Here is a 23,811-nt window from a genome sequence, read left to right as displayed (position 1 = left end):
GTAGGTGACCGTAGGTGGCAAGTCCACAGCCCGGCCTAAGGGAAAGGATAACGCAAATGTATCTGTTCTTGGCATTTTTGTTGGTGCCCATCATCGAGATCGCGCTGTTTATTCAGGTTGGCGGGTTGATCGGCTTGTGGCCAACCCTTGCCATCGTAGTGCTAACGGCGGTTTTGGGCACTGTTTTGGTGCGGACACAAGGTCGCATGGCGTTGGGAAACCTGCAACGGTCGTTTGCCGAACTGGACGACCCGACCGAGCCGCTGGCCCATGGTGCGATGATCCTGTTGTCGGGCGCTTTGTTGCTTACACCTGGATTCTTTACTGATGCCGTTGGATTTGCGTTGCTTGTTCCCGGCGTGCGGGTCGCGGTTTTCAGGTATCTCAGATCGAAAGTCACCGTTACCCAGTTTCAGATGGGTCAAGGCCCCGGTTTTCAATCTCGCGGAAACCCGTTCGATCAGGGTGACATCATAGATGGTGACTTTACCGAGGTCCGCCCGAAAAATGATCCGTCAAAGCCGTCTAAATGGGTGGAAGGCCCCCACCGGCATTGAGGTGCCGCGCCCAACTTGATAAGCAGTGGCGAATTTCATTTTTGGAGTAGATCCATGGCCGAAGAAAAAGCTGCAGAAAACACTGCGGCCAAAGCCGCCCCGCAAGTTCAGATGCGCGTTCTGGGGCAGTTCATCCGCGACATGTCCTTTGAGAACGTGATGGCCCAGAAGGGTGTTTCCGGTGACGTACAGCCCGAAATCGCGGTTCAGGTGAATCTGGACGCCAAGAAGCGCCCGGCTGACCACCAGTTCGAAGTGTCGATCAAGCTGAACCTGACATCCAAAGCCAAGGGCCTGGAAGACGTTCTGTTCCTGTGTGAACTGGACTATTGCGGCCTGTTCCACGTGGAAGGTGTGCCGGAAGACCAGCTGCACCCGTTCCTGATGATCGAATGCCCGCGGATGCTATTCCCGTTCCTGCGCCGCATCGTCAGCGACATCACTCGCGACGGCGGTTTCCCACCGGTGAATCTGGACAATATCGATTTCGTCGCCCTGTACCGCAACGAATTGATGCGTCGTCAGGCCGAACAGTCCCAGAAGACAGACGCCTAAGGGTTCGGCCCGTGCCTGACGGGTTCAGGTGCGGGTCCACAGGGCATTGTCGCCCAGTTTTTCTATGAATGCATCATGTGCCGCGCGTTCATCCTCGGTAATACGAGACGGCAGTGGCGTTGCTCGTGGTGCCGGTCGCCAATCATCGCTGCCGCCTGCCACGGATGATGCAGATGTTGACAGTCCAAAATCGGGCTGTCGTCCTCCGATCAGCTCAAGATAAACCTCGGCCAGGATTTCAGAGTCGAGCAACGCGCCGTGCAGCACACGGTTCGAGTTGTCGATATTGAAGCGACGGCAAAGCGCATCCAGTGAGGCCGGAGAGCCGGGAAACCGTTTGCGCGCAATCGCCAGCGTATCCAGCGCCTGTTCCATCGGGATGAGCGGGGCACCCATCCATTTCAGTTCGGCATTCAGGAACTTCATGTCGAAAGATGCATTGTGGATCACCAGCCGCGCATCGCCGACGAATTCGCGAAAAGCGTGACCGATCTTGGCAAAAACCGGTTTGTCTTTCAGCGTCACTTCACCCTTTTCGGGCGGGCGTGGGTTTTCCAACAGGTCCGGGCCGATGCCATGCACGCCAAATGCCTCTTCCGGCATCGAACGTTCGGGGTTGATGTAGACGTGATACGTCTCACCCGTTGCGACGTGGTTCCACAGTTCAACGGCGCCGATTTCCACGATCCGATCACCGCTTTCGGGATCGAAACCCGTGGTTTCGGTGTCGAGTACAATTTCACGCATCTGCCATCCCCGCCCGTATCTGCCTGACCACATCCTGCACCTGCGCGCGGGCGTGGTCCAGCGTGTCGGTCACGATGACGTAATCCGACCGCGCGCATTTTTCTTCATTCGGCATCTGCTTGGCGCGGATTTGCTCGAACTGCGCCTCGGTCATTGTGCCCCGTTCCATGACACGCCGCTTTTGCTCGTCGGCCGGGATCGAAACACAAGCCACCGCGTCCATCGCCGCGTCACCGCCCGTTTCAAACAAAAGCGGAATGTCGAACACCAGGATGTCGTTTGTCGCGGCTTCACGAAATGCTGCGCGGTCAGCAGCGACCAGAGGGTGGACGATGGCTTCGATGGCCTTCAGCGCAGCAGGATCGGCGGCAATTATCTGTTTTAGCGACTCCCGGTTGACCGCACCGTCCTGAATGGCCGACGGAAACAATCGTTCCATGGGGCCAACGGCCGCGCCCCCCCTGGAATACAGGCGATGCACCGCCGCGTCCGCATCCCACAAGGCACAACCTTTTTCGACGAACATCTGCGCCGTTGTGCTTTTCCCCATGCCGATAGAACCGGTCAGGCCAAGCGCAAAACTCATGCCAAGGCCGCCGCACGTGCATCAGCATCAACTTCGGGGCGCACGCCGAACCAGCGTTCGAAACCGGGCACTGCCTGATGCAGCAACATGCCCAGCCCATCGACTGCGGTGCATCCTGCCTGTTCAGCGGTTTGCAACAGGCGGGTTTTCAATGGCGCATAAACCAGATCTGTCACCACGGCACCGGGCTGCAACCCATCAAGCGGAACCCGCAATTCCGGTTGGCCCTGCATGCCCAACGAGGTGGTGTTCACCACGAGTTCTGCGTTTTCGATGACATTTCCGGCCTGAACCCAATCCACCACGCGGATACGTTGACCGAATTCCTCTTTCAGATGATCCGCACGGGCGCGGGTTCGGTTGGTCAGCAAGATTTCCGGAACACCCGCGTCAGATAATGCCTGCAACACGGCGCGCGCGGCCCCTCCGGCCCCGAAGACAACAGCCGGTCCGTCCTTTGCATTCCAGTCCGGAGCACCAGTGCGAAGATTCTCCATGAACCCGTACCCGTCAGTGTTATCCGCGTGGATCGAGCCATCTTCACGAAACACCAGAGTGTTCACCGCACCTATCACTGTTGCGCGGTCAGACGCATGATCCGCGATCTTCAAGGCGGCTTCCTTGTGGGGAACGGTCACATTGGCGCCGACAAAACCCGCCCTGGGCAGGGTGCGCAGCACAGTTTCCAGGTCGGCGGGTGCCACATCCATCGGGATGTAATGACCGGCAAGACCGTATGTCTTCAGCCAATGACCATGCAGTTTGGGGGATCGTGAGTGACCAATGGGATGTCCAATCACACCGGCCAAAGGAACCCGATAGTCCGTCATTGATCGATTACCCCTTTGACAGCCAGAAAGTTGAGCAGCTCCAACAGGGGCATACCCAAAACGTTAAAATAGTCGCCGTCAATGGTGGCGAACAGGCGGACACCTTCTTCCTCCAGCTTGTAAGCTCCGACGGCGTGGCGGATACTGTCCCAGTTTCGCGCGACGTAATCTTTCAGATAGGCGTCGGAACTGGCCCGCATCCGCAATCGTACCTGCCCCACATGCCGCCAGACCGGCTGAGCATTCTGATAGATCACCGCTGCGGACAAAAGCATGTGACGCTTGCCTCGCATGGCTTTCAGCTGGGCCAACGCCTGTTCGGGGGTTTCCGGCTTTGACATCAGTTGACCGTCAAAATCCAGAACCTGATCACATCCCAGAACCATGGCACCGGGATTTTTGTCACTGACCTTCCGCGCCTTCATTTCTGCGAGTGTATCGGCAATGTCCCGTGGTGATGCGTTTTCAGCCAGCAGGGCGCGTTTGGCCGTCTCTTCATCCACGCGCGCGGTTTGAACCACAAACGGTACGCCTGCATTTTCAAGCAGCTGCGCGCGAATGGCGGACCCGGAAGCAAGAAGAATGGGGACAGACATGTGGAAAACCCCGTGCGCAAATCATTGAGAGTTCAGGGGTGCTTTGTATGGTTTTCCGGTTGACACGCAACCCCGGGGATTTCGCGCCAGAGATCCCAGAGTCGCTCAAATCTCATCCCGTCCGGACAAGGATAAGTCGGTTTCTCTGGAAAACCCCGATATCCCAAATTCTCCTACCAGTTATCCCCAAGCGGAACGAGGAATACTGTTATTAAACTATTGATTTTAAATGATAGAAATATCCACCAACAGAATCACCTGAAAAATTCCGTGCTCTGTCCACCTGGGGAAAACACTTGTGTAAAAAAGTAATCCACGGATTTTACTCACCCTACAAAACCATCATCCTTTTTCTTTTCTTATTTTTTTATTAGGGAGGGTCCCGAACAACGCCCGGAGCCGAAATGACCGATCTTCTGTTCACTTTGTACCCATGGGTGAAGTCACTCCATATCATGGCGGTGATTTCGTGGATGGCCGGCCTGTTCTACCTGCCCAGGTTGTTCGTCTATCACGTCGAAAAGGCGCAGGCCGTCGAAGGCGCACAGGACATTTTCTTTGAAATGGAAGAAAAGCTGCTGCGTGTGATCATGAGACCCGCGATGATCGTTGCGTGGGTTTGTGGTTCGATCATGGTGTTCACGCCCGGCATCGTGGGATGGGACTGGAGCTGGCCTTGGGTCAAGGGCGCTGCCGTGATCGGCATGACCTGGTTTCATCACTGGCTGATGGCGCGACGCAAGGATTTTCTGGAAGGGCGAAACACGCTCAGTGGGCGGCAGTTTCGCATGATGAACGAGGTCCCGACCGTTTTGATGGTTGCCATCGTTCTGGCGGTTGTTCTGAAGTTCTGAGGGCATGTTTGACTCCGCCCCGCACTGCGCTTATGTAGGGGTCAACACGCCCGTCCGGGCGGCGTATCTTCCATACTGAAATTCCACTTCGTGCCGCGCTGTCAGCGGTGAAGGTATATATCATGACAACCGAATCCCTGAATCTTGCTGACCTGAAAGCCAAAAGCCCCAAAGACCTTCTGGCGATGGCCGAAGAGCTGGAGATCGAAAACGCCTCGACCATGCGCAAGGGCGAGATGATGTTCCAGATCCTGCGTGAACGCGCCGATGAAGGCTGGACCGTTGGTGGCGATGGCGTGCTTGAAGTGCTTCAGGACGGATTCGGCTTCCTGCGCTCGCCCGAGGCGAACTATCTGCCCGGCCCGGATGACATCTACGTCTCACCCGAGATGATCCGCCAGCACTCATTGCGGACAGGGGATACCGTGGAAGGCGAGATCAAAGCCCCGGATGAGAATGAGCGCTATTTCGCGCTGACAAAGGTGACCAAGATCAACTTCGAAGACCCGGAAAAGGCCAGGCACAAGATCCTGTTCGACAACCTGACGCCGCTTTATCCGGATGAGCGGCTGAAGATGGAGATCGAGGATCCGACCATCAAGGACAAGTCTGCACGGGTGATCGACCTGGTCGCGCCGATCGGCAAGGGCCAGCGGTCGTTGATCGTGGCGCCGCCGCGCACCGGTAAGACGGTGATCCTGCAAAACATCGCGCACTCGATCGAGCGCAACCACCCGGAATGCTACCTGATCGTCCTGCTGATCGACGAACGCCCGGAAGAAGTCACCGACATGCAGCGTTCAGTGAAGGGCGAGGTGGTATCCTCGACCTTTGATGAACCCGCGACGCGCCACGTGGCTGTGTCGGAAATGGTCATCGAAAAAGCCAAGCGTTTGGTCGAACATAAACGAGATGTTGTTATTCTTCTTGATTCGATCACAAGACTTGGTAGGGCCTTTAACACGGTGGTCCCATCCTCGGGTAAAGTTCTGACCGGTGGTGTGGACGCAAACGCCCTGCAACGGCCCAAGCGTTTCTTTGGCGCGGCGCGGAATATTGAAGAGGGTGGCTCGCTGACGATCATCGCAACCGCACTGATTGATACCGGCAGCCGGATGGACGAGGTCATCTTTGAAGAATTCAAAGGTACTGGTAACTCGGAAATCGTTCTGGATCGCAAGATCGCGGACAAGCGTGTGTTCCCGGCCATCGACATCCTCAAATCCGGCACGCGGAAAGAGGACCTGCTGGTCGACAAGGGCGATCTGGCCAAGACCTTCGTTTTGCGGCGTATCCTCAACCCGATGGGCACGACCGACGCAATCGAGTTCTTGTTGTCCAAGTTAAAGCAGACAAAGACAAACAGCGAATTCTTCGATTCCATGAACACCTGACACTGGTCTTTAACTCTAGCGAGGCCTTCGAATGGATACGATATTCGCCTTGGCCAGCGCGCAGGGCAAAGCCGGGGTGGCGGTCATCCGCCTCTCGGGTCCGGACTCTCATTCAGCTGCGGCGCGCCTGACGAGTGGTGCGCTGCCAAAGCGTGGCATGGTCCTGCGCACTCTGACCGATCATGGCGGAGCACGTTTGGACGACGGATTGGTCTTGACCTTCCAGGCCCCGGCCAGTTTTACCGGTGAGGACGTGGCCGAGCTTCAGATTCATGGAAGCACCGCCTCTGTCAACGCCGTTCTGCGTTGCCTGTCGGATACGGAAGGATTGCGCATCGCTGAACCGGGTGAGTTCACACGACGGGCGCTGGAAAACGGCAAGATGGACCTGACTCAGGTCGAAGGCCTGGCCGATCTAATCGATGCAGAAACGGAAGCACAACGTAAGCAGGCTCAGACCATTCTGGCGGGCGAGCTGGGCACGTTGGCTGAACGGTGGCGTCGGGATTTGATACGGGCTGCGTCCCTGTTGGAGGCTGTCATCGATTTTGCTGATGAAGAAGTTCCAACCGATGTGACGCCGGAAGTGCGCGAGCTGATCCAAGGCGTCATGTCGGACCTTCATCGCGAAGCAGATGGCGTCAAGATTGCCGAGCGAATTCGTACAGGGTTCGAGGTTGCGATCGTCGGCCTTCCAAATGCGGGAAAATCCACTCTTTTGAATGCTTTGGCAGGCCGTGAGGCGGCCATTACTTCGGAATATGCCGGGACCACGCGCGATGTGATCGAAGTTCGAATGGATCTGGCTGGTTTACCGGTGACCTTGCTGGATACGGCAGGCCTGCGAGAGACCGAAGATCATGTCGAAAACCTGGGTATCGAGCTTGCGCGCAGCAGAGCGGAGGCCGCCGACCTTCGCGTTTTCCTGTCTGAAACACCGAAGGACCTGGGGGTGGAGATGCGGGAAGATGATATACATGTTTTGCCCAAAGCAGATCTTAGAGGGATCGGGGAAAAGGGTGTTTCAGGGAAATCTGGCCAGGGAATAGATGCGTTAGTAGACCAGATATCGTGTGTTTTGCGCCAGCGAACCACTACCCATGGTATTGCAACTCGGGAACGTCACCGCATTGCAATCACCAGAGCATTGGACTCACTCACATCTGCAATCTCGGTTCTGGAATCAGGCCCAGACCTGTATGATATAGCGGCGGAGGAGCTGAGAACCGCCATACGCGCCCTTGAATCCTTGGTGGGCAGAATTGACGTGGAAACTCTGCTGGATGAAATCTTCTCCAGCTTCTGTTTGGGAAAATAAGGAGTGTTTCACGTGAAACATTCGAAGTTTGATGTCATCGTCATCGGCGCAGGTCACGCCGGAACCGAAGCCGCTCATGCATCAGCCAGAATGGGTGCTACAACTGCGCTGGTAACGCTGTCCGCAACGGACATTGGCGTCATGTCCTGCAATCCAGCGATTGGCGGTTTGGGGAAAGGCCATCTTGTGCGTGAGATTGACGCTTTGGATGGCGTCATGGGTCGGGTGGCGGATCAGGCGGGCATTCAGTTTCGATTATTGAACCGTCGAAAGGGGCCCGCCGTTCAGGGGCCGAGAGCGCAGGCGGATCGCGCCCTTTATCGTCTTGCCATGCAACAGGTAACGGAGAAGCAGGATAACCTGTCCGTCGTTGTCGGCGAGGTTGTCGATTTCCTGATGAACGGCGAAAAGGTTGCAGGTGTTGTTCTTTCCGATGGATCAGAACTTTCCGCGCGCGCCGTTATTTTGACGTCCGGTACGTTTCTAAGGGGCGTCATCCATATCGGTGACGTGTCTCGCCCAGGCGGGAGAATGGGGGATCGGCCTTCCATCAAACTGGCTGAGCGGTTGGATAGATACGATCTTCCCATGGGGCGATTGAAAACCGGAACACCACCGCGTCTGGACGGGCGGAGCATTGATTGGTCCGATCTTGAAAGGCAGGACGGCGACGATGAACCAACCCTGTTTTCTTTCATGTCGAAATCCGTTGTCGCGCCCCAGATTTCTTGTGGAATTACGCATACAAATGCGCGAACTCATGAGATCATTGCGTCGAATCTTTCGAAATCTGCCATGTATGGCGGTCACATCGATGGGGTAGGCCCGCGTTACTGCCCTTCGATCGAAGACAAGATCGTACGCTTCGCCGACAAGGAATCGCATCAAATCTTCCTTGAACCCGAAGGGGTCAACGACCACACAATCTATCCGAACGGCATATCGACATCTCTGCCCCAGGATGTTCAGCTGGACTATGTGCGGTCGATCAAAGGCTTGGAAAATGCAGAGATTCTGCAACCGGGATATGCAATCGAATACGACTATGTTGATCCGCGCGTCCTGAGTGCTTCTTTATCCTTGCCGGCTGTTCCCGGACTATATCTAGCGGGCCAGATAAATGGGACCACAGGATATGAGGAAGCTGCGGCTCAGGGCATGGTGGCCGGACTCAACGCGGCGTTAGAGACCCAAGGGCGGGAGCCTATCCATTTTACACGATCCGACAGTTATATTGGCGTAATGATTGACGATTTAACAACTCGAGGAGTTGCCGAACCTTACCGCATGTTCACGTCACGCGCGGAGTTCCGGCTATCTCTGCGTGCCGACAATGCTGATCAACGGCTGACTCCGCTTGGTTTGGAATTGGGGTGCGTCGGAGAAGGGCGCAAGGTTCAGTTCGAAGATAAAATGGACCAACTTGAGAGTGTGAAGTCAAAGCTGACGGAACGCACTTATACGCCCAAGGAAGTTCTCGCTGCCGGTATAAACGTTAATCAGGACGGAAACCGAAGGGATGGGATGGCAATTCTGGCGTTTCCCGATACCTCATTTGAAGATTTGTTGCCTCTCGTTCCTGATCTGCAGGACGTTGACCCAAAGATCAGGCTTCAGATCGAGAGGGACGCCTTGTATGCCAACTACATTGCCAGACAAAAGCGGGATGTCGAAGCAATGAAGCGGGATGAATCCTATGTTATCCCGAATGAGTTCGACTATTTTGCCTTGGACGGCCTGTCTTCGGAGATGAAACAGAAGCTGTCGCAGGCGAAACCCGCCAATATCGCTCAGGCAAGCCGTGTCGAGGGCGTTACTCCGGCAGCGCTGACGCTCGTTCTGGCAAAACTGCGCCGGGATCAAAGAGCTCGTCAGGCATGATGGTTGATTATTCGAAGTTTGAAGACCTGAATGTTTCACGTGAAACATTCGATCGCCTCGTGACCTATGTTGATCTGGTGAAGCGTTGGAATCCTAAGATCAACCTCGTGTCTAAGAACAGTTTGGAGCATATCTGGGATCGGCATATTCTTGATTCGGTGCAAGTCTATCGGTGCGCTGACAGGTTTGACACCTGGGCAGACCTGGGAAGCGGAGGCGGATTCCCTGGTATGGTCTGCGCCATCATCGCTGCGGAAGAAAACTTAGGCGCCGCATTCAATATGATCGAGAGCGACCAGCGGAAATCGGCTTTCTTGCGCAGCGTTGCGCGGGAATGCGGCATAAAATGCACGGTGATCTCAAAGAGGATTGAATCGGTTGATCCTTTGGCTGCAAGCATAATTTCTGCCCGAGCACTGGCTGACTTGCGCACCCTGTTGTCCTTTTGTGACAGGCATTTACACACCAACGGGACAGCGTTGTTGCCCAAAGGCGCAAATTGGAAAAAAGAGCTGGAAGACGCACGTGAGGAATGGAATTTCGAGGCTGAGGCGATTACAAGTTTAACTGAACCTCAAGCCGTTATCCTTAAGATAAATGGAGTATCACGTGGTTGATTTGTCTCGACCTTCAGGGCCTCGGATAATTGCTGTTGCCAATCAGAAGGGCGGGGTCGGAAAAACAACCACAGCGATCAACCTTGCAGCAGGATTGGCCGAATCCGGGTGTCGGGTGCTGGTGGTTGACCTTGACCCGCAGGGGAACGCTTCGACAGGTTTGGGTGTCGAAGATCGAGACTGGACAACTTATGATTTGATCCTCGACGACGCGCCATTGGAAGCCGTCGTTCAGGAGACTGAAATCGAAGGTCTTTTCGTTGTTCCGGCGACCGTTGATCTGAGTTCCGCCGATATTGAACTGATCTCCAACGAAAAACGCAGCTATCTTTTGCATGATGCTTTGAGGCAGCCAGCCATAGATGCGTTTGAACTGGATTTCGTGCTTATTGACTGCCCGCCATCCTTAAACTTGTTGACCGTGAATGCAATGGTTGCTTCGCATTCGGTGCTTGTTCCGCTGCAGAGCGAGTTCTTTGCTCTTGAAGGGCTTTCACAGCTGATGCTGACGATTCGAGAGGTCCGCCAAACGGCGAATCCAGATCTGAGAATCGAAGGTATTGTGTTGACCATGTATGACAACCGCAACAACTTGTCCCGTCAGGTTGAAAAGGACGCGCGTGACAATCTGGGTGAGATGGTCTTTAAAACGAAGATACCCAGAAATGTGCGGGTCAGCGAAGCGCCGTCATATGCGCTGCCTGTTTTGCAATATGACTCGGGATCGCTTGGGGCCATGGCCTATCGGCATCTTGCTCGTGAGATCTTGCACAAGAACAATAAGACCGCTGCCTGAGCGGGAACGAGGAGGGCGACATGAGCGCCAAGAAAGCAAAGTCCAGAGGTTTGGGGCGGGGGTTGTCTGCCCTTATGGCGGATGTGAATCCTGAATCAGAAGGCCGGATTTCAACGGATGCACGCAGACCGGATCTGAAAGTCCCGATTGAAAAGCTGAAAGCCAACCCCAACCAGCCGCGCCGGACATTCATGCCCGAGCAGTTGGACGAGCTGGCAGCGTCGGTTAAGGAAAAAGGTATTATTCAGCCGTTGATCGTTCGCTCGACGGGGTCCGATGAATACGAAATCGTCGCGGGGGAACGCCGTTGGCGCGCGGCACAGATGGCGCAGCTGCATGATATCCCGGTGATTGTGCGTGAATTCGATGATACGGAAGTGTTGGAAGTTGCGATTATCGAAAACATCCAACGCGCGGATCTGAACGCGGTGGAAGAGGCCGCCGGCTACAAGCAGTTGATGGACCGGTTTGGTCACACACAGGAAAAGCTCGCCGAGGCCCTGGGTAAAAGCCGCAGCCACATCGCAAATCTTTTGCGGCTTCTGTCCTTGCCGTTGGATGTTCAAACCCTTGTTATTGAAGGAAAATTATCTGCGGGCCACGCCAGGGCGCTGATTACGGCGGAAAATCCGTCGGAACTTGCGAAACAGATCGTCAAGGATGGCTTGTCGGTGCGCGCAACCGAGGCTCTGGTCAAAAAACAGCAGCAAGGCACTGCCGAGCGTTCTGCGCCGCGCTCCAGAAATCTGGATGCTGGAAAGGATGCAGACACACGTGCGTTGGAAAAAGACCTGTCCGCGATCCTGGCGATGAAAGTTTCAATCAATCACAAGGCCGGAACGGAAACGGGACAAGTTGTTCTGACCTACGAAAACCTGGATCAGCTGGACGACTTGTGCGCCAAGCTCAGCCGTTAGGCCGTGACCAGATAAAGATCATGACACCGCCCAGCACAACCGCCTGAATGATCAACACAAAAGGCGGTGCTGACAACAAAACAGAGAGTCCAAAAACGGCGGCGATCGAGACGGTTGCCGCCTTTTTTGCGGCTGGTCGAATGGCACCGGAACTTTGCCAATCAAGAATCAGTGGCCCAAAAAGGTTATGGGTCACAAGCCAATTGTGCAGCCGCGAGGATGAGCGGGCGAAGAAAAACGCGGCAAGCAGAAGAAAAGGCACCGTTGGAAGAAGGGGCAGAACAACCCCAACAGCCGCCATGGCAACACATAGCAATCCCAGTCCGGCCCAAAGATACTGCATGCTCAGTCCAACAACTCCCGGATGACTGCGTTCAATACGGCGCGACCGTCTGATGTGGCGATGAGGCGCCCGTTGCTGCGCTGTACCATGTTGATGTCGGTCAGATGATCTATGGCTTCAGAAGGAAGAGAGCGGCCAGACAAGGCTTGCCACCTGTCCATATCTAGTCCCTCAGAAATTCTCATACCCATCATAAGGTATTCATTTGCCTGATCTTCAAGGGGCAATGCGCTGCGGTTCTTTTCACCATTGCCTTGATTCGCGGCATTAAGCCAACGCTGGGGGTTCAGATAGGTTTCGGTCGCGTATTTCCGACCATTCAGGGTAATCCTCCCATGGGCGCCGGGGCCGATTCCCACATAGTCGCCATACCGCCAGTAAATCAGGTTGTGCTGCGATTCTGCGCCCGGTCGGGCATGGTTCGAAACTTCATAGGCCGGCAAGCCATGTGCTTCGCAGATTTCCTGCGTGGCCAGATACATGTCGGCGGCACTGTCATCTTCGGGCAAGCCGAGTAACTTACCGACGGCGTATCGATCCCCAAAGGCCGTCCCGTCTTCGATCGTCAGTTGATAGAGCGACAGGTGGTCGATGGCCATCGATAGCGCTTGGGTCAGTTCCTCTTGCCAGGCGTCCAGTGTCTGGTGTTGGCGCGCATAGATCAGGTCAAAGCTGACCCGGTTGAAACAGTTGCGGGCGATGTCAAAGGCGGCGCGGGCCTCTGCCGCGGTGTGGATGCGGCCCAGCCGCCTCAGGTCTTCGTCATTCATTGCCTGAATGCCCATCGAAACCCGGTTCACGCCCGCATCGCGATAGGCGGCGAACCGCCCGGCCTCGACCGAACCGGGATTGGCCTCGAGCGTGATTTCCATGTCATTGGCGGGCCGCCACAGGGCGCGGGCGGTGTCGATCACGGCGGCCACGGTCTCGGGTGCCATCAGTGACGGGGTGCCGCCGCCAAAGAAGATCGTGTTCAGAACCCGGTCGGGCGTTTCGGCAGCAGATCGCTTGAGTTCGGACAGATAGGCGCTAAGCCATTGTTTTTGGTCAATATTTTTGGAAACATGGCTATTGAAGTCGCAATAGGGGCATTTGGCCTCGCAAAAGGGCCAATGCACATACAGGCCAAAGCCCCCGTTGCGCCAATCATCCGCCAAAGCAGCCTTTCACGAACATTTCCACCGCGCGACCGCGATGGCTGATCTTGTTCTTTTCCCAGCGATCCATCTCGGCAAAGGTAATGTCGTAGCCGTCGGGGACAAACATCGGGTCATAGCCGAACCCATCCTTGCCGCGGATCGGCCAGACCAGATGACCGGGCGCGACGCCTTCGAACACTTCGTCGTGCCCGTCGGGCCAGGCCAGAACCAGAGTGCAGCGGAATTGGGCCGTGCGAGGGTGCGGCGCGTTTTTTGCTTCGAGCTCATCATGGGCGCGAGTCATGGCCATCAGAAAATCGCGGCCATTTCCGGTTTCGGCCCAGTCGGCCGTGTATACACCCGGCGCGCCGTTCAGCGCGTCGATCGTGATACCGGAATCGTCCGACAGGGCGGGAAGTCCGGTGGCCTGTGCGGCGGCGTGGGCCTTGATCCGGGCGTTGCCGACAAATGTGTCTTCAGTCTCTTCCGGCTCAGGCAGGTCCATCTCGGCCGCGCCCACGACCGTCACGCCAAAGGGCTCGAGCAGATGGGTCATCTCCTCAAGCTTGCCTTTGTTGTGGGTGGCGACCAGCAATCTGTCGCCGTCGAACTTGCGGGTCATGCGGTGGCGGCCTTTTGCGCGGCCGCCAGTTCGGAAACGCCTTTTTCCGCCAGATCCATCAGTTGATCCATTTGGGTGCGGCTGAAGACCGAGCCTTCGGCGCTCATCTGCACTTCGATCAGTTTGCCGGATCCGGTCATGATGAAGTTGCCGTCGACGCCGGCTTCGCTGTCTTCCGGGTAATCCAGATCCAGAACCGGTTGACCGGCATAAATTCCGCAGGACACAGCTGCTACAGGGTCCACTAGGGGGTCCGAGATTACATCGCCCGCTTTCATCAGCTTGTTCACCGCCAGACGCAGCGCAACCCAACCGCCGGTGATCGAGGCGCAGCGAGTGCCGCCATCGGCCTGAATCACATCGCAGTCCACGGTGATCTGACGTTCGCCCAATGCAACTCGATCCACACCGGCGCGCAGGGCGCGGCCGATCAGGCGTTGGATTTCGACCGTGCGGCCCCCTTGTTTGCCCGCGGCCGCCTCGCGCCGCATCCGCGTATTGGTGGCACGGGGTAGCATGCCGTATTCGGCTGTGACCCATCCCAGGCCCGAGCCCTTGATAAACGGCGGCACGCGATCTTCGATCGTAGCGGTGCACAGAACATGGGTGTCGCCCATTTTGATCAGGCAGGAACCTTCGGCATGTTTCGTGACTCCCGTCTCGATTGAAACGGCGCGCATTTCACTTAAATCTCTTCCAGAGGGTCGCATCGGAATTCCTTTGTTTGCTGGGTTGGGGATAACGCCCCGCAGCGTTACGATGCAACCCCGATTGACCTTTCATTTGCCTGCTATTTAATGACGAACGAGCAGGGGAACACGGATGAGCGAAGCGAGCAAGATTCTGGACGAGATGAACGACCGGTCACGCGAAGTGTTCCGGCTGATTGTCGAGAGCTATCTGGAAAGCGGAGAGCCCGTCGGCAGCCGTACTTTGACGCGTACGTTGTCAGAAAAAGTCAGCGCTGCAACTGTCCGCAATGTGATGCAGGATCTGGAGTTTCTGGGCCTTCTGGATAGCCCCCATGTCAGCGCGGGCCGAATCCCGACGCAGCAAGGCCTGCGAATGTTTGTAGACGGATTGCTTGAGGTTGGCGACCTGGGTGCCGATGACCGGCAGAAACTGGAGCAGACATTAGGCTCTAACACGGGTGATGTTGGTGGAATGCTGGACCGTGTCGGCTCTGCCTTGTCAAACGTGACACAAGGGGCTTCGCTGGTTCTGACGCCCAAGCATGAATCGGAAATCAAACATATCGAATTTGTTTCTCTGGGCCATGATCGGGCTTTGGTGGTTTTGGTTTTCTCGGACGGACATGTGGAAAACCGGCTGTTCACGCCGCCGCCTGGGCAAACACCCAGTTCCATGCGCGAGGCCGCGAACTTCCTGAACGCACTTATCGAGGGACGGACACTCAGCGAAGTGCGGCGGCAAATGCAGACGCAGATCGATGCGCGCAAGCAGGAAATCGACACTCTGGCCCGTGAGATGGTCGAAAGCGGAATGGCCGTTTGGGACGGAGACGGAAGCGACTCGGCCCGTTTGATCGTGCGCGGGCGCGCGAATCTTTTGAACGAACCCGGTCAGGCCGAGGAACTTGACCGCATCCGCACCCTGTTCGATGACCTTGAGCGCAAGCGAGACATCGCCGAATTCCTTGAATTGACCGAGGAAGGCGAGGGTGTGCGCATTTTTATCGGGTCTGAGAACAAACTTTTCTCACTTTCGGGTTCCTCTTTGGTGGTGTCTCCTTATATGAACGCTGATCGAAAGATAATCGGTGCGGTGGGGGTCATCGGACCCACACGTCTGAATTATGGGCGGATCGTACCGATCGTGGATTATACGGCGCAACTGGTCGGCAAGCTGATATCCGACCGGAGCTAGAGGGTAAAAGATGGCAGAGCCGAAGAATGAAGATTTTCTGGACGATATCGCAACCGCCGAGGCCGAAGAGCTGGCCGAAGAGCTGATGGATATCAGCGAAGAAGAACTGGAACTGGACGCGCTGCGGGCCGAACGGGATGACTATAAAGACAAGTTCATGCGCGCGCTGGCGGATGCCGAAAACATGCGCAAGCGCAGCGACAAGGCGCGCCGCGATGCGGAACAGTATGGCGGATCCAAACTGGCCCGCGATATGCTGCCCGTCTATGACAACATGAAGCGCGCCCTGGAAGCTGCGACGGATGAGCAGAAAGAAGTGGCTGCTGGTCTGCTGGAAGGCGTCGAATTGACCATGCGCGCCTTGAAGGACGTGTTCCAGAAGCACGGAATCGAAGTGATCACACCCGAAGTGGGCGACCGGTTTGATCCGAACGTGCATGAGGCCATGTTCGAGGCGCCTGTCCCCGGAACCAAGGCAGGAGACATCATTCAGGTGTCCGCCGAAGGGTTCATGTTGCACGATCGTCTGCTGCGCCCGGCACAGGTGGGCGTGTCGTCAACCCCGGCAAGCTGAAACGCGCCCAAGGGCGCGTGCCTTCGGCGAGAGTATTTGGGAAAAGATGAAGGGGCGGTCAGGATCTGGCCGCCTCTTTCAGTTTGTAGATCAGATCGAGGGCTTCGCGCGGGGTCAGTTCGTCCGGCAGGATCTGGTCCAGCATATCGGTGACTGGCGACGCTTTCGGGACCGGCTGCGGCGGGGGCGGTACGGCGGAAAATAGCGGCAGATCGTCGATCAGCGCCTTCTGCTTGCCGCCCTCGCGTTCCGTTTTCTCCAACTGGTCCAGAACCACGCGAGCGCGTTCGACCACGGATGCGGGAAGCCCGGCCAATTGCGCGACCTGCACGCCATAGGAGCGGTCGGCGGCGCCCTTGTGGACCTCGTGCAGGAATATCACCTCGCCGTCCCATTCCTTGACCGCGACGGTGGCGTTTTCGACGCCTTCCAGTTTACCGGCCAGCGCGGTCAGCTCGTGGTAATGCGTGGCGAAAAGCGCGCGGCAGCGGTTGGCGGCGTGCAGATGTTCCAGCGTGGCCCAGGCGATGGACAGGCCGTCATAGGTGGCGGTGCCACGCCCGATTTCGTCCAGGATCACCAGCGCCCGGTCATCAGCCTGGTTGAGGATGGCGGCGGTTTCCACCATCTCGACCATGAAGGTCGACCGGCCCCGCGCCAGATCGTCGGACGCGCCTACGCGGCTGAAAAGCTGGCTGACCACGCCGATATGCGCCTGCTCGGCCGGGACGTAGCTGCCCATCTGGGCCAACAGGGCGATCAGCGCATTCTGGCGCAGAAAGGTCGACTTACCGGCCATGTTCGGACCGGTAAGTAACCAGATGGCGGCGCCGTCCTCGGCGCTGAGGTCGCAGTCATTGGCGATGAAGGCATCGCCCGATTGCTGGCGCAGCGCGTGCTCGACCACAGGGTGGCGGCCCGCGACGATGTCGAAGGCGCGCGATCCGTCCACCTGCGGGCGGCACCAGTTCTCGCCCCGCGCCAGATCGGCCAGCGCGGTGGTTAGGTCCAGCTCGGCCAGCCCGCGCGCGGCCTGATTGACGCGGGCAGCCTGCGCCAAAATCTTGTCAGAAAGCCTTTGATAGAGCCGCTTCTCGATCTCCAATGCCAAATTGCCGGCGTTCAGGATGCGGGTTTCGATCTCGCTGAGTTCAACCGTGGTGAACCGCACCTGGTTGGCGGTGGTCTGACGATGGATATAGGTCTCGGAAAATGGCGGGTTCAGCATCTTCTCGGCATGGGTGGCCGTGGTTTCGATGAAATAGCCCAGCACGTTGTTGTGCTTGATCTTCAACGAGGCGATGCCGGTATGTTCGGCATATTTCCGCTGAAACCCGGCAATGACCGAGCGGCCTTCGTCCCGCAGGGTGCGGGCCTCGTCCAGTTCGGGGTCGAAACCCGGCGCGATGAAGCCGCCATCGCGCGCCAGCAGCGGCGGGTCGGCGACCAGCGCCTGATCCAGCAGGTCGAGCAGATCGTCAAAGCCCACAAGGTTCTGCACCGCAGTCGCCAGCAGCACCGGCAGGTCCTGACCTTCGCAGATTTCGGAAATTGCCTGCGCCTGCGCCAGCCCGTTGCGGATGGCGGCCAAGTCGCGCGGGCCGCCTCGGTCCAGCGACAGGCGCGACAGGGCGCGGTCCAGATCGGGAGTTTTGCGCAGAGCCTCGCGCAGGTCCGATGCGATCAGGCTGTCTTCAGCGGCAAAACTGACCGCGTCCAACCGTCCGTGAATAACATCGAGGGTACGCGAAGGGCTGGACAGGCGCTGCTCCAGCAACCGTGCGCCGCCGGGCGTGACCGTACGATCCACCACGGATAACAGCGATCCGGCGCGCCCGCCGGACAGGGATCGAGTCAGTTCCAGATTGCGACGCGTGGCGGCGTCGATTTGCACAACACGGTCCTCGGATTCCTTGAGTGGTGTTTGCAGCAGGGGTAGTTTGCCTTTTTGAGTAATCTCCAAATAGTCAATCAAGGCACCCATCGCCGATACTTCTGCGCGCCCGAAGGACCCGAACGCGTCCAGAGCATTCACATGAAACAATCCGCAGATGCGTTTTTCCGCCGCAGTGCTGTCGAAGCTGGCTCGTCCAATTGGTGTCAGCGAAATTCCCAGATCTCGTACCGTTTCCTGCAAAGGCTGTTCCATTCCGTCGGCCACGATCAGCTCGGATGGGGCCAGCCGGGCCAGCTCGGGGCTCAGCCGGACCGAGGTCAATGGCATCACGTGAAACGCCCCGGTTGAGATATCTGCCCAAGCCAGCGCGGCCTCGTCGCGCACCTCGGAATAGGTAGCCAGAAAATTGTGACGGCGGGCTTCCAGCAGGGCATCCTCGGTCAGCGTACCGGGTGTCACCAGTCGCACGACATCGCGCTTTACGACTGATTTAGAGCCTCTTTTCTTCGCTTCAGCGGGGCTTTCCATCTGTTCGCAGACAGCGACGCGGAACCCTTTGCGGATCAGTGTCAGCAAATACCCTTCGGCGGCGTGAACCGGCACGCCACACATTGGAATGTCAGTTCCGTTGTGTTTGCCGCGTTTGGTCAGGGCGATGTCCAGCGCCTCGGCGGCGTTCACGGCATCCTCAAAGAACATCTCGTAGAAATCGCCCATGCGATAGAACAGCAGGGCATCCGCGTGGGCCTCTTTGATTTCCAGGTATTGCGCCATCATCGGCGTGACGTTGGACAAGGCTGCTCCCCTCTGGCGTATTCCGGCGCGACCTTACAAACCCGGCCCCTGCGACGAAAGGTGAAAACGTATTGTCGTTGAGACGCGCCTTTGCCTGCGCTATGAGGCAAAAGCCCAACAGATGTAAAGAAACGACATATCCGATGCCCAAAGCGAAGATCACCAAAGAAGAGGCGCTGGCCTTTCACCTCGACCCGACCCCCGGCAAGTGGGAGGTGCAGGCCACCGTCCCGATGACCACGCAGCGGGATCTGTCATTGGCCTACAGCCCCGGTGTGGCTGTCCCATGTGAAGCCATCGCCGAGGCGCCGGAAACCGCGTATGACTATACCAACAAGGGCAATCTGGTCGCTGTGATCTCGAACGGGACGGCGGTGCTGGGTCTTGGCAACCTTGGTGCACTGGGCTCGAAACCGGTGATGGAGGGGAAATCCGTTTTGTTCAAACGGTTCGCCGACGTGAACTCGATCGATATCGAGCTGGACACCGAAGACCCGGATGAGTTCTGCCGCGCGGTTCGACTGATGGGGCCGACCTTCGGCGGCATCAACCTGGAAGACATCAAGGCGCCCGAATGTTTCATCATCGAACAGCGCCTGAAGGAAGAGATGGACATCCCGGTCTTCCATGATGACCAGCATGGAACAGCGGTGATCTGCGCGGCGGGTCTGCTGAACGCTCTGCATATCTCGGGCAAGAAGATCGAGGATGTGAAGATCGTTCTGAACGGGGCCGGGGCGGCAGGAATCGCCTGTATCGAATTGCTCAAGGCGATGGGCGCCCGCCATGAAAACTGCATCGTCTGCGACACCAAGGGCGTGATCTATCAGGGCCGGACTGAGGGAATGAACCAGTGGAAGTCGGCGCATGCGATCACAACCGACCTGCGCACATTGGAAGACGCGATGAAGGGCGCGGATGTGTTCCTGGGCGTTTCGGTGAAAGGCGCGGTCACGCAGGATATGGTTGCCAGCATGGCTGACAATCCTGTCATCTTTGCGATGGCCAATCCCGATCCGGAAATCACCCCGGAAGAAGCGCACGAGGTCCGTGTGGACGCCATCGTGGCGACCGGGCGCAGCGACTATCCAAACCAGGTGAATAATGTTCTAGGCTTCCCCTACCTGTTCCGCGGTGCGTTGGACATTCATGCCCGCGCCATCAATGATGAGATGAAGATCGCCTGTGCCCACGCACTTGCAAATCTGGCGCGCGAGGATGTGCCGGATGAGGTCGCCATGGCCTATGGCAAGTCGCTGACCTTTGGGCGGGACTATATCATCCCCACGCCGTTTGACCCGCGCCTGATCCACCGTATCCCGCCCGCTGTTGCCAGGGCGGGGATGGACACCGGTGCCGCGCGCCGTCCGATCATCGACATGGACGCGTATGAGCTGAGTCTGAAATCCCGGATGGACCCGACCGCCAGCATCCTGCGCGGGCTGAACGCCCGGGCGCGACAGGCGCAAAGCCGCATGATTTTTGCTGAGGGCGATGATCCCCGCGTGCTGCGTGCAGCGGTCATGTATCAGCGGTCAGGTTTCGGCAAGGCGCTTGTGGTTGGTCGGCCAGACGATGTTAAGACCAAACTGGAAGCCACGGGCCTGGGCGACGCTGTGCGTGAAATCGAGGTCGTGAATGCGGCCAACACCGCGCATCTCGAGACCTATTCGAATTTCCTTTATGAGCGTTTGCAGCGTAAGGGCTTTGACCGTAAAGATATTCACCGTCTGGCCGCACGGGACCGGCACGTGTTTTCCTCGCTGATGCTGGCCCATGGGCATGGTGATGGTCTGGTCACCGGCGCAACCCGCAAGTCCGCGCATGTGCTCGACCGGATCAACCATGTGTTTGATGCCGATGCCGCCAACGGTGCCGCCGGTGTGACAGCTTTGCTGCATAAAGGTCGGATTGTCCTGATTGGCGACACTTTGGTACATGAATGGCCCGACGAAAACGATCTGGCGAATATTGCCGAACGTTCGGCCGCAGTTGCCCGGCATATGGGGCTGGAGCCGCGCGTGGCTTTTGTCAGCTTCTCAACCTTTGGCTATCCGGTGTCAGAACGTGCTGAAAAGATGCACCGCGCCCCGGCTGTTCTGGATCAGCGCGGCGTCGACTTTGAATACGAGGGTGAAATGACGGTGGATGTCGCCCTGAACGTCGAACAGCAGGCGGCCTATCCGTTCTCGCGTCTGACCGGTCCGGCGAATATCCTGATCGTTCCCGCACGGCACTCGGCCAGCATCTCGACCAAGCTGATGCAGGAAATGGGCGGTGCCACCGTGATCGGGCCGATCCTGTCGGGCGTCGACAAGCCGATTCAGATTTGCTCGACCGTCTCGACCGCGAACGATATTCTGAACATGGCCATTCTGGCCTCGTGCGACATCGGGTAACCCATGACAATCTGGAACCTCGGCTCGATCAACGCGGATATGGTCTATGACTTGCCGCATCTGCCTGCGCCAGGGGAAACTCTGGCCGCCCACGGGCTGGACCGGTTTCTTGGCGGGAAAGGTGCCAATATGTCAGTGGCGGCTGCGCGGGCCGGATCACGCGTCAGCCATATCGGTGCCGTCGGGCATGATGGGCGCTGGGCGAAGGATCGACTGACGGAATATGGTGTGGACACACGCTATATCTCTGAGGTGGATCTGCCGACCGGGCACGCGATCATTGCGGTGGACGCCGAGGGTGAGAACCTGATCATCCTTTATCCGGGGGCCAACCATGCTTTGGATATCAGCCATCTGGGGCAGGCGCTGTCATCGGCAAGCACCGGTGATCTGCTGATCTTGCAGAATGAAACCAACGCACAGGTCGAAGCTGCGCAATTCGGGCGCAAACTTGGATTGACCGTGTGTTATGCCGCTGCACCGTTTCAGGCACAGGCGGTTCAGGCGGTTCTGCCCTATCTGGATTTCCTGATCCTGAACGAGATCGAGGCCGAACAATTGCGGCAGGAAACCGGGATGGGTGCGGCTGACCTGCCCGTGCGGCATGTCATTGTCACGCTGGGCTCAAAAGGTGCCCGGTATTTGCAGCAGGGCAATGACCCGGTGGAATTTTCGGCCCACAAGGTGCAGGCCGTGGATACCACCGGGGCAGGTGATACTTTTACCGGCTACGTGCTGGCTGGAATGGATCGGGGAATGCCGATGGAACAGGCCATTCTGCAAGCGAACCGCGCCGCTGCCCTGATGGTCACGCGGCACGGGACTGCGGATGTCATTCCCGATCTGAAAGAAGTGCGCGACGCGTCCTTCGATTAAGAGCCGGCGAAAGGCGCATCTGAACCCCAAAGCTGTTTGACACGCGCGTCACGGCCACAGGCTTTGCGATATGCTTTATAGGCGTTTTGCTGACGTTTCGGCCCAAAGCGGGTAAAGATCAGCTTGTTCCCTTTGTAGTAATCCTGATGATAGGCCTCGGCAGGGTAAAACGTGCCCGCGTTCAGGATCGGGGTGACCACCTTTTGGCCCAATGCCCGCTCTGCGTCTTTCTTCGCCTGTTCCGCCAACGCCTTTTCGCCCGGGTTAGAGACGAAAATTGCGGTTCGATAGCTGTCGCCCCGGTCGCAGAACTGACCACCGGCATCCGTTGGGTCAACCGAGCGGAAGAACATGTTCAGCAGCGTTTCACGTGACACCCGGGCCGGATCGAAAGTGATCTGAACCGCTTCATAATGGCCAGTGCCACCTTTGGAGACCTGATCATAGGTGGGGTTGGCCGAATTGCCGCCGGTATAGCCCGACACAGCCCCGACAACGCCCGGTACCGATTCAAAATCGGACTCAACACACCAGAAACAGCCCCCCGCAACTGTCAGCGTTTCGGCCCCTGCCGCGGGGGCGGGCAGAGCGCGCAACATCGCAGCCAATGTGATCAGGGTGAAAAGAATGGCCGGTTTGAAGGCTTCCAGAAAAGCGGTTCGTGACATGTCGGGTCTCCTTTCGGCACCAAGGTGACCCGAACCCGAATGACATTCAATTGCCTGACATCTGATGTCACGGTCTGGTGAGGCAAGTTTATCGGCGGCGGATGTCAGTGGAACAGCTTGCGCAGGCCGTCTTGGCGGAGGGACAGGGCGCCCCGGCGAGGTGGAATTCCGCGGTGAACCTGCCTTCGGCTTAACCCAGCAGCTGCCCCAGTTTCATCGCAACGCCCATATTGCCCGAGATTTTGAGCTTGCCCAAAGCGACACCTGTCATCGGGTTCAGTTTTCCGGTCAGAAGCTTGGTCAGGTTGTCCTGCGAGATGCGGATCGTGCAATCCGTTTCCTGGTCCTGTGTCGATGCCTGACTGTCGGCCAGAACAATAACGCCGTCCTCGCCACAATCGAATTTCAATGAGCCGTCAAAGGTTTTGCCGTTCAGGCCTTTTTGAATTTCGTCGGCGATATGCTGAAGCATCCGGGTTCCTTTCGCAGTTTCCGAATGCGTAAAACGTCAGGTATCGAACAGGCAAGGCTGACCCGACTGGAACTTCCGATCACGATGCGCCAAGGCTCTGAACGGTTCGCGCGCAAGGCTCCCCATCGTAGAAAGCGTCAAGAATTGCCTGAAACTCGGCCGGAGCATCTGCCACCGAGGAAAACAATGTCATCGAAGAGCGAAGCTTTTTCGCGTCAACCCCACCCAGAATGTCGCTGGCAGCGCGCCCCTGATGCAGCAACAACAACGAGGCCGCTTGCGTCAGACGGTGGCGCAGTACCGGGTGGTTCAGATAGCGCGTGGCTTCATCCAGATCTTCGATGCCGTAAAGCTGCGCCATATGGGACTGGCCCAGCTCGGCCAGTTGCGGAAACACGAACCACATCCAGTGGCTGGTCTTCTGCCCCTGTTCCAGTTCGCGCAGGACATCGGCCCAGACCGTGTCCTGCGCTTCGATGAACATTTCCAGT

General features: G+C 57.4%; 25 protein-coding genes. 13 read left to right on the top strand and 12 right to left on the bottom strand.

The features are described from left to right. Positions 1-56: 56 nt before the first annotated feature. Positions 57-557, top strand: a complete 501-nt coding sequence (locus I9184_RS11340) for an FxsA family protein (RefSeq protein ID WP_171723999.1) — start codon at positions 57-59, stop codon at positions 555-557. A 54-nt stretch (positions 558-611) separates the two neighbouring features. Next, positions 612-1,112, top strand: coding sequence for a protein-export chaperone SecB (gene secB / locus I9184_RS11335; RefSeq protein WP_152459620.1), 501 nt, complete (start codon positions 612-614; stop codon positions 1,110-1,112). Between the two features lie 24 nt (positions 1,113-1,136). On the opposite strand, the gene dnaQ is transcribed toward secB, so the two are convergent. From dnaQ to I9184_RS11315, 4 genes are read right to left on the bottom strand one after another with little or no spacing between them, the layout of a single operon-like run. After that, the gene (gene dnaQ / locus I9184_RS11330; RefSeq protein ID WP_171724000.1) at positions 1,137-1,859 is read right to left on the bottom strand and encodes a DNA polymerase III subunit epsilon; all 723 of its coding nucleotides are present in this window, start codon (positions 1,857-1,859) and stop codon (positions 1,137-1,139) included. Then, positions 1,852-2,445, bottom strand: a complete 594-nt coding sequence (coaE, locus tag I9184_RS11325; protein ID WP_209834383.1) for a dephospho-CoA kinase — start codon at positions 2,443-2,445, stop codon at positions 1,852-1,854. Before coaE ends, dnaQ begins: the two co-directional genes overlap by 8 nt. Then, positions 2,442-3,275: a shikimate dehydrogenase gene (locus I9184_RS11320; protein ID WP_209834381.1), complete on the bottom strand. Its 834-nt coding sequence runs from the start codon at positions 3,273-3,275 to the stop codon at positions 2,442-2,444. Before I9184_RS11320 ends, coaE begins: the two co-directional genes overlap by 4 nt. Beyond that, positions 3,272-3,871: a nucleoside triphosphate pyrophosphatase gene (locus tag I9184_RS11315; protein WP_152459616.1), complete on the bottom strand. Its 600-nt coding sequence runs from the start codon at positions 3,869-3,871 to the stop codon at positions 3,272-3,274. The genes I9184_RS11320 and I9184_RS11315 overlap by 4 nt, the downstream gene beginning before the upstream one ends. 404 nt (positions 3,872-4,275) lie before the next feature. Between I9184_RS11315 and I9184_RS11310 the strand changes: the two genes are divergently transcribed. From I9184_RS11310 to I9184_RS11280, 7 genes are all read left to right on the top strand, one after another. Beyond that, positions 4,276-4,725, top strand: a complete 450-nt coding sequence (locus tag I9184_RS11310) for a CopD family protein (protein WP_209834379.1) — start codon at positions 4,276-4,278, stop codon at positions 4,723-4,725. 122 nt (positions 4,726-4,847) lie between these two features. After that, positions 4,848-6,119: a transcription termination factor Rho gene (rho, locus tag I9184_RS11305; RefSeq protein ID WP_171635359.1), complete on the top strand. Its 1,272-nt coding sequence runs from the start codon at positions 4,848-4,850 to the stop codon at positions 6,117-6,119. Positions 6,120-6,150: 31 nt separating this feature from the next. Beyond that, positions 6,151-7,437: a tRNA uridine-5-carboxymethylaminomethyl(34) synthesis GTPase MnmE gene (gene mnmE, locus I9184_RS11300; RefSeq protein ID WP_209834377.1), complete on the top strand. Its 1,287-nt coding sequence runs from the start codon at positions 6,151-6,153 to the stop codon at positions 7,435-7,437. 12 nt (positions 7,438-7,449) lie between these two features. Next, positions 7,450-9,318 (top strand): tRNA uridine-5-carboxymethylaminomethyl(34) synthesis enzyme MnmG, encoded by a 1,869-nt coding sequence (gene mnmG / locus I9184_RS11295; protein ID WP_171635361.1) that lies wholly within the window; start codon positions 7,450-7,452, stop codon positions 9,316-9,318. Then, positions 9,315-9,935 carry a 16S rRNA (guanine(527)-N(7))-methyltransferase RsmG gene (gene rsmG, locus I9184_RS11290; protein ID WP_209834375.1) on the top strand — a complete coding sequence of 207 codons (621 nt, stop codon included), beginning with the start codon at positions 9,315-9,317 and terminating at the stop codon, positions 9,933-9,935. Before mnmG ends, rsmG begins: the two co-directional genes overlap by 4 nt. Continuing rightward, on the top strand, positions 9,928-10,731 hold the full coding sequence (locus tag I9184_RS11285) for an AAA family ATPase (RefSeq protein WP_152459610.1): 804 nt from the start codon (positions 9,928-9,930) through the stop codon (positions 10,729-10,731). Before rsmG ends, I9184_RS11285 begins: the two co-directional genes overlap by 8 nt. 20 nt (positions 10,732-10,751) lie before the next feature. Further along, positions 10,752-11,648: a ParB/RepB/Spo0J family partition protein gene (locus I9184_RS11280; protein WP_171635364.1), complete on the top strand. Its 897-nt coding sequence runs from the start codon at positions 10,752-10,754 to the stop codon at positions 11,646-11,648. Here I9184_RS11280 and I9184_RS11275 read toward each other — a convergent pair. The 4 genes from I9184_RS11275 to rph are packed head-to-tail and all read right to left on the bottom strand — an operon-like array spanning position 11,638 to position 14,462. Then, complete coding sequence (locus I9184_RS11275) at positions 11,638-11,991, bottom strand: YbaN family protein (RefSeq protein ID WP_171724007.1); 354 nt, start codon at positions 11,989-11,991, stop codon at positions 11,638-11,640. The genes I9184_RS11280 and I9184_RS11275 overlap by 11 nt on opposite strands. Before the next feature lie 2 nt (positions 11,992-11,993). Next, positions 11,994-13,148 (bottom strand): radical SAM family heme chaperone HemW, encoded by a 1,155-nt coding sequence (gene hemW, locus I9184_RS11270; protein WP_209834373.1) that lies wholly within the window; start codon positions 13,146-13,148, stop codon positions 11,994-11,996. Continuing rightward, complete coding sequence (gene rdgB, locus I9184_RS11265) at positions 13,138-13,752, bottom strand: RdgB/HAM1 family non-canonical purine NTP pyrophosphatase (RefSeq protein WP_171635366.1); 615 nt, start codon at positions 13,750-13,752, stop codon at positions 13,138-13,140. The genes hemW and rdgB overlap by 11 nt, the downstream gene beginning before the upstream one ends. Then, the gene (gene rph, locus I9184_RS11260; RefSeq protein ID WP_171635367.1) at positions 13,749-14,462 is read right to left on the bottom strand and encodes a ribonuclease PH; all 714 of its coding nucleotides are present in this window, start codon (positions 14,460-14,462) and stop codon (positions 13,749-13,751) included. The genes rdgB and rph overlap by 4 nt, the downstream gene beginning before the upstream one ends. 112 nt (positions 14,463-14,574) lie before the next feature. Here rph and hrcA point away from each other — a divergent pair, with 112 nt between their 5' ends. Further along, positions 14,575-15,639 (top strand): heat-inducible transcriptional repressor HrcA, encoded by a 1,065-nt coding sequence (hrcA, locus tag I9184_RS11255; protein ID WP_152459604.1) that lies wholly within the window; start codon positions 14,575-14,577, stop codon positions 15,637-15,639. A gap of 10 nt (positions 15,640-15,649) precedes the next feature. Further along, entirely contained in the window at positions 15,650-16,213 is a 564-nt protein-coding gene (locus tag I9184_RS11250) for a nucleotide exchange factor GrpE (RefSeq protein ID WP_171116719.1), read from the top strand. A 58-nt stretch (positions 16,214-16,271) separates the two neighbouring features. Here the strand turns inward: I9184_RS11250 and mutS are convergent, their stop codons facing one another. Then, positions 16,272-18,887, bottom strand: a complete 2,616-nt coding sequence (gene mutS / locus I9184_RS11245; RefSeq protein WP_209834479.1) for a DNA mismatch repair protein MutS — start codon at positions 18,885-18,887, stop codon at positions 16,272-16,274. 161 nt (positions 18,888-19,048) lie between these two features. Here mutS and I9184_RS11240 point away from each other — a divergent pair, with 161 nt between their 5' ends. Next, on the top strand, positions 19,049-21,304 hold the full coding sequence (locus tag I9184_RS11240; RefSeq protein ID WP_171724010.1) for an NADP-dependent malic enzyme: 2,256 nt from the start codon (positions 19,049-19,051) through the stop codon (positions 21,302-21,304). A gap of 3 nt (positions 21,305-21,307) precedes the next feature. Beyond that, the gene (locus I9184_RS11235; protein WP_171635370.1) at positions 21,308-22,180 is read left to right on the top strand and encodes a ribokinase; all 873 of its coding nucleotides are present in this window, start codon (positions 21,308-21,310) and stop codon (positions 22,178-22,180) included. Here the strand turns inward: I9184_RS11235 and msrA are convergent. The 3 genes from msrA to I9184_RS11220 form a co-directional block, all read right to left on the bottom strand. Continuing rightward, positions 22,177-22,848, bottom strand: a complete 672-nt coding sequence (gene msrA / locus I9184_RS11230; RefSeq protein WP_171635373.1) for a peptide-methionine (S)-S-oxide reductase MsrA — start codon at positions 22,846-22,848, stop codon at positions 22,177-22,179. The genes I9184_RS11235 and msrA overlap by 4 nt on opposite strands. 190 nt (positions 22,849-23,038) lie before the next feature. Continuing rightward, positions 23,039-23,320, bottom strand: a complete 282-nt coding sequence (locus I9184_RS11225; RefSeq protein WP_152459599.1) for an SCP2 sterol-binding domain-containing protein — start codon at positions 23,318-23,320, stop codon at positions 23,039-23,041. Positions 23,321-23,399: 79 nt separating this feature from the next. Further along, the gene (locus tag I9184_RS11220) at positions 23,400-23,804 is read right to left on the bottom strand and encodes a DUF1810 domain-containing protein (protein ID WP_171233588.1); all 405 of its coding nucleotides are present in this window, start codon (positions 23,802-23,804) and stop codon (positions 23,400-23,402) included. Positions 23,805-23,811: the final 7 nt, after the last annotated feature.

Origin of the sequence: Ruegeria sp. HKCCE3926 (assembly GCF_017872515.1) — a bacterium.
Classification (GTDB): domain Bacteria; phylum Pseudomonadota; class Alphaproteobacteria; order Rhodobacterales; family Rhodobacteraceae; genus Ruegeria.
This window is presented reverse-complemented; position numbering and strand designations above follow the sequence as displayed.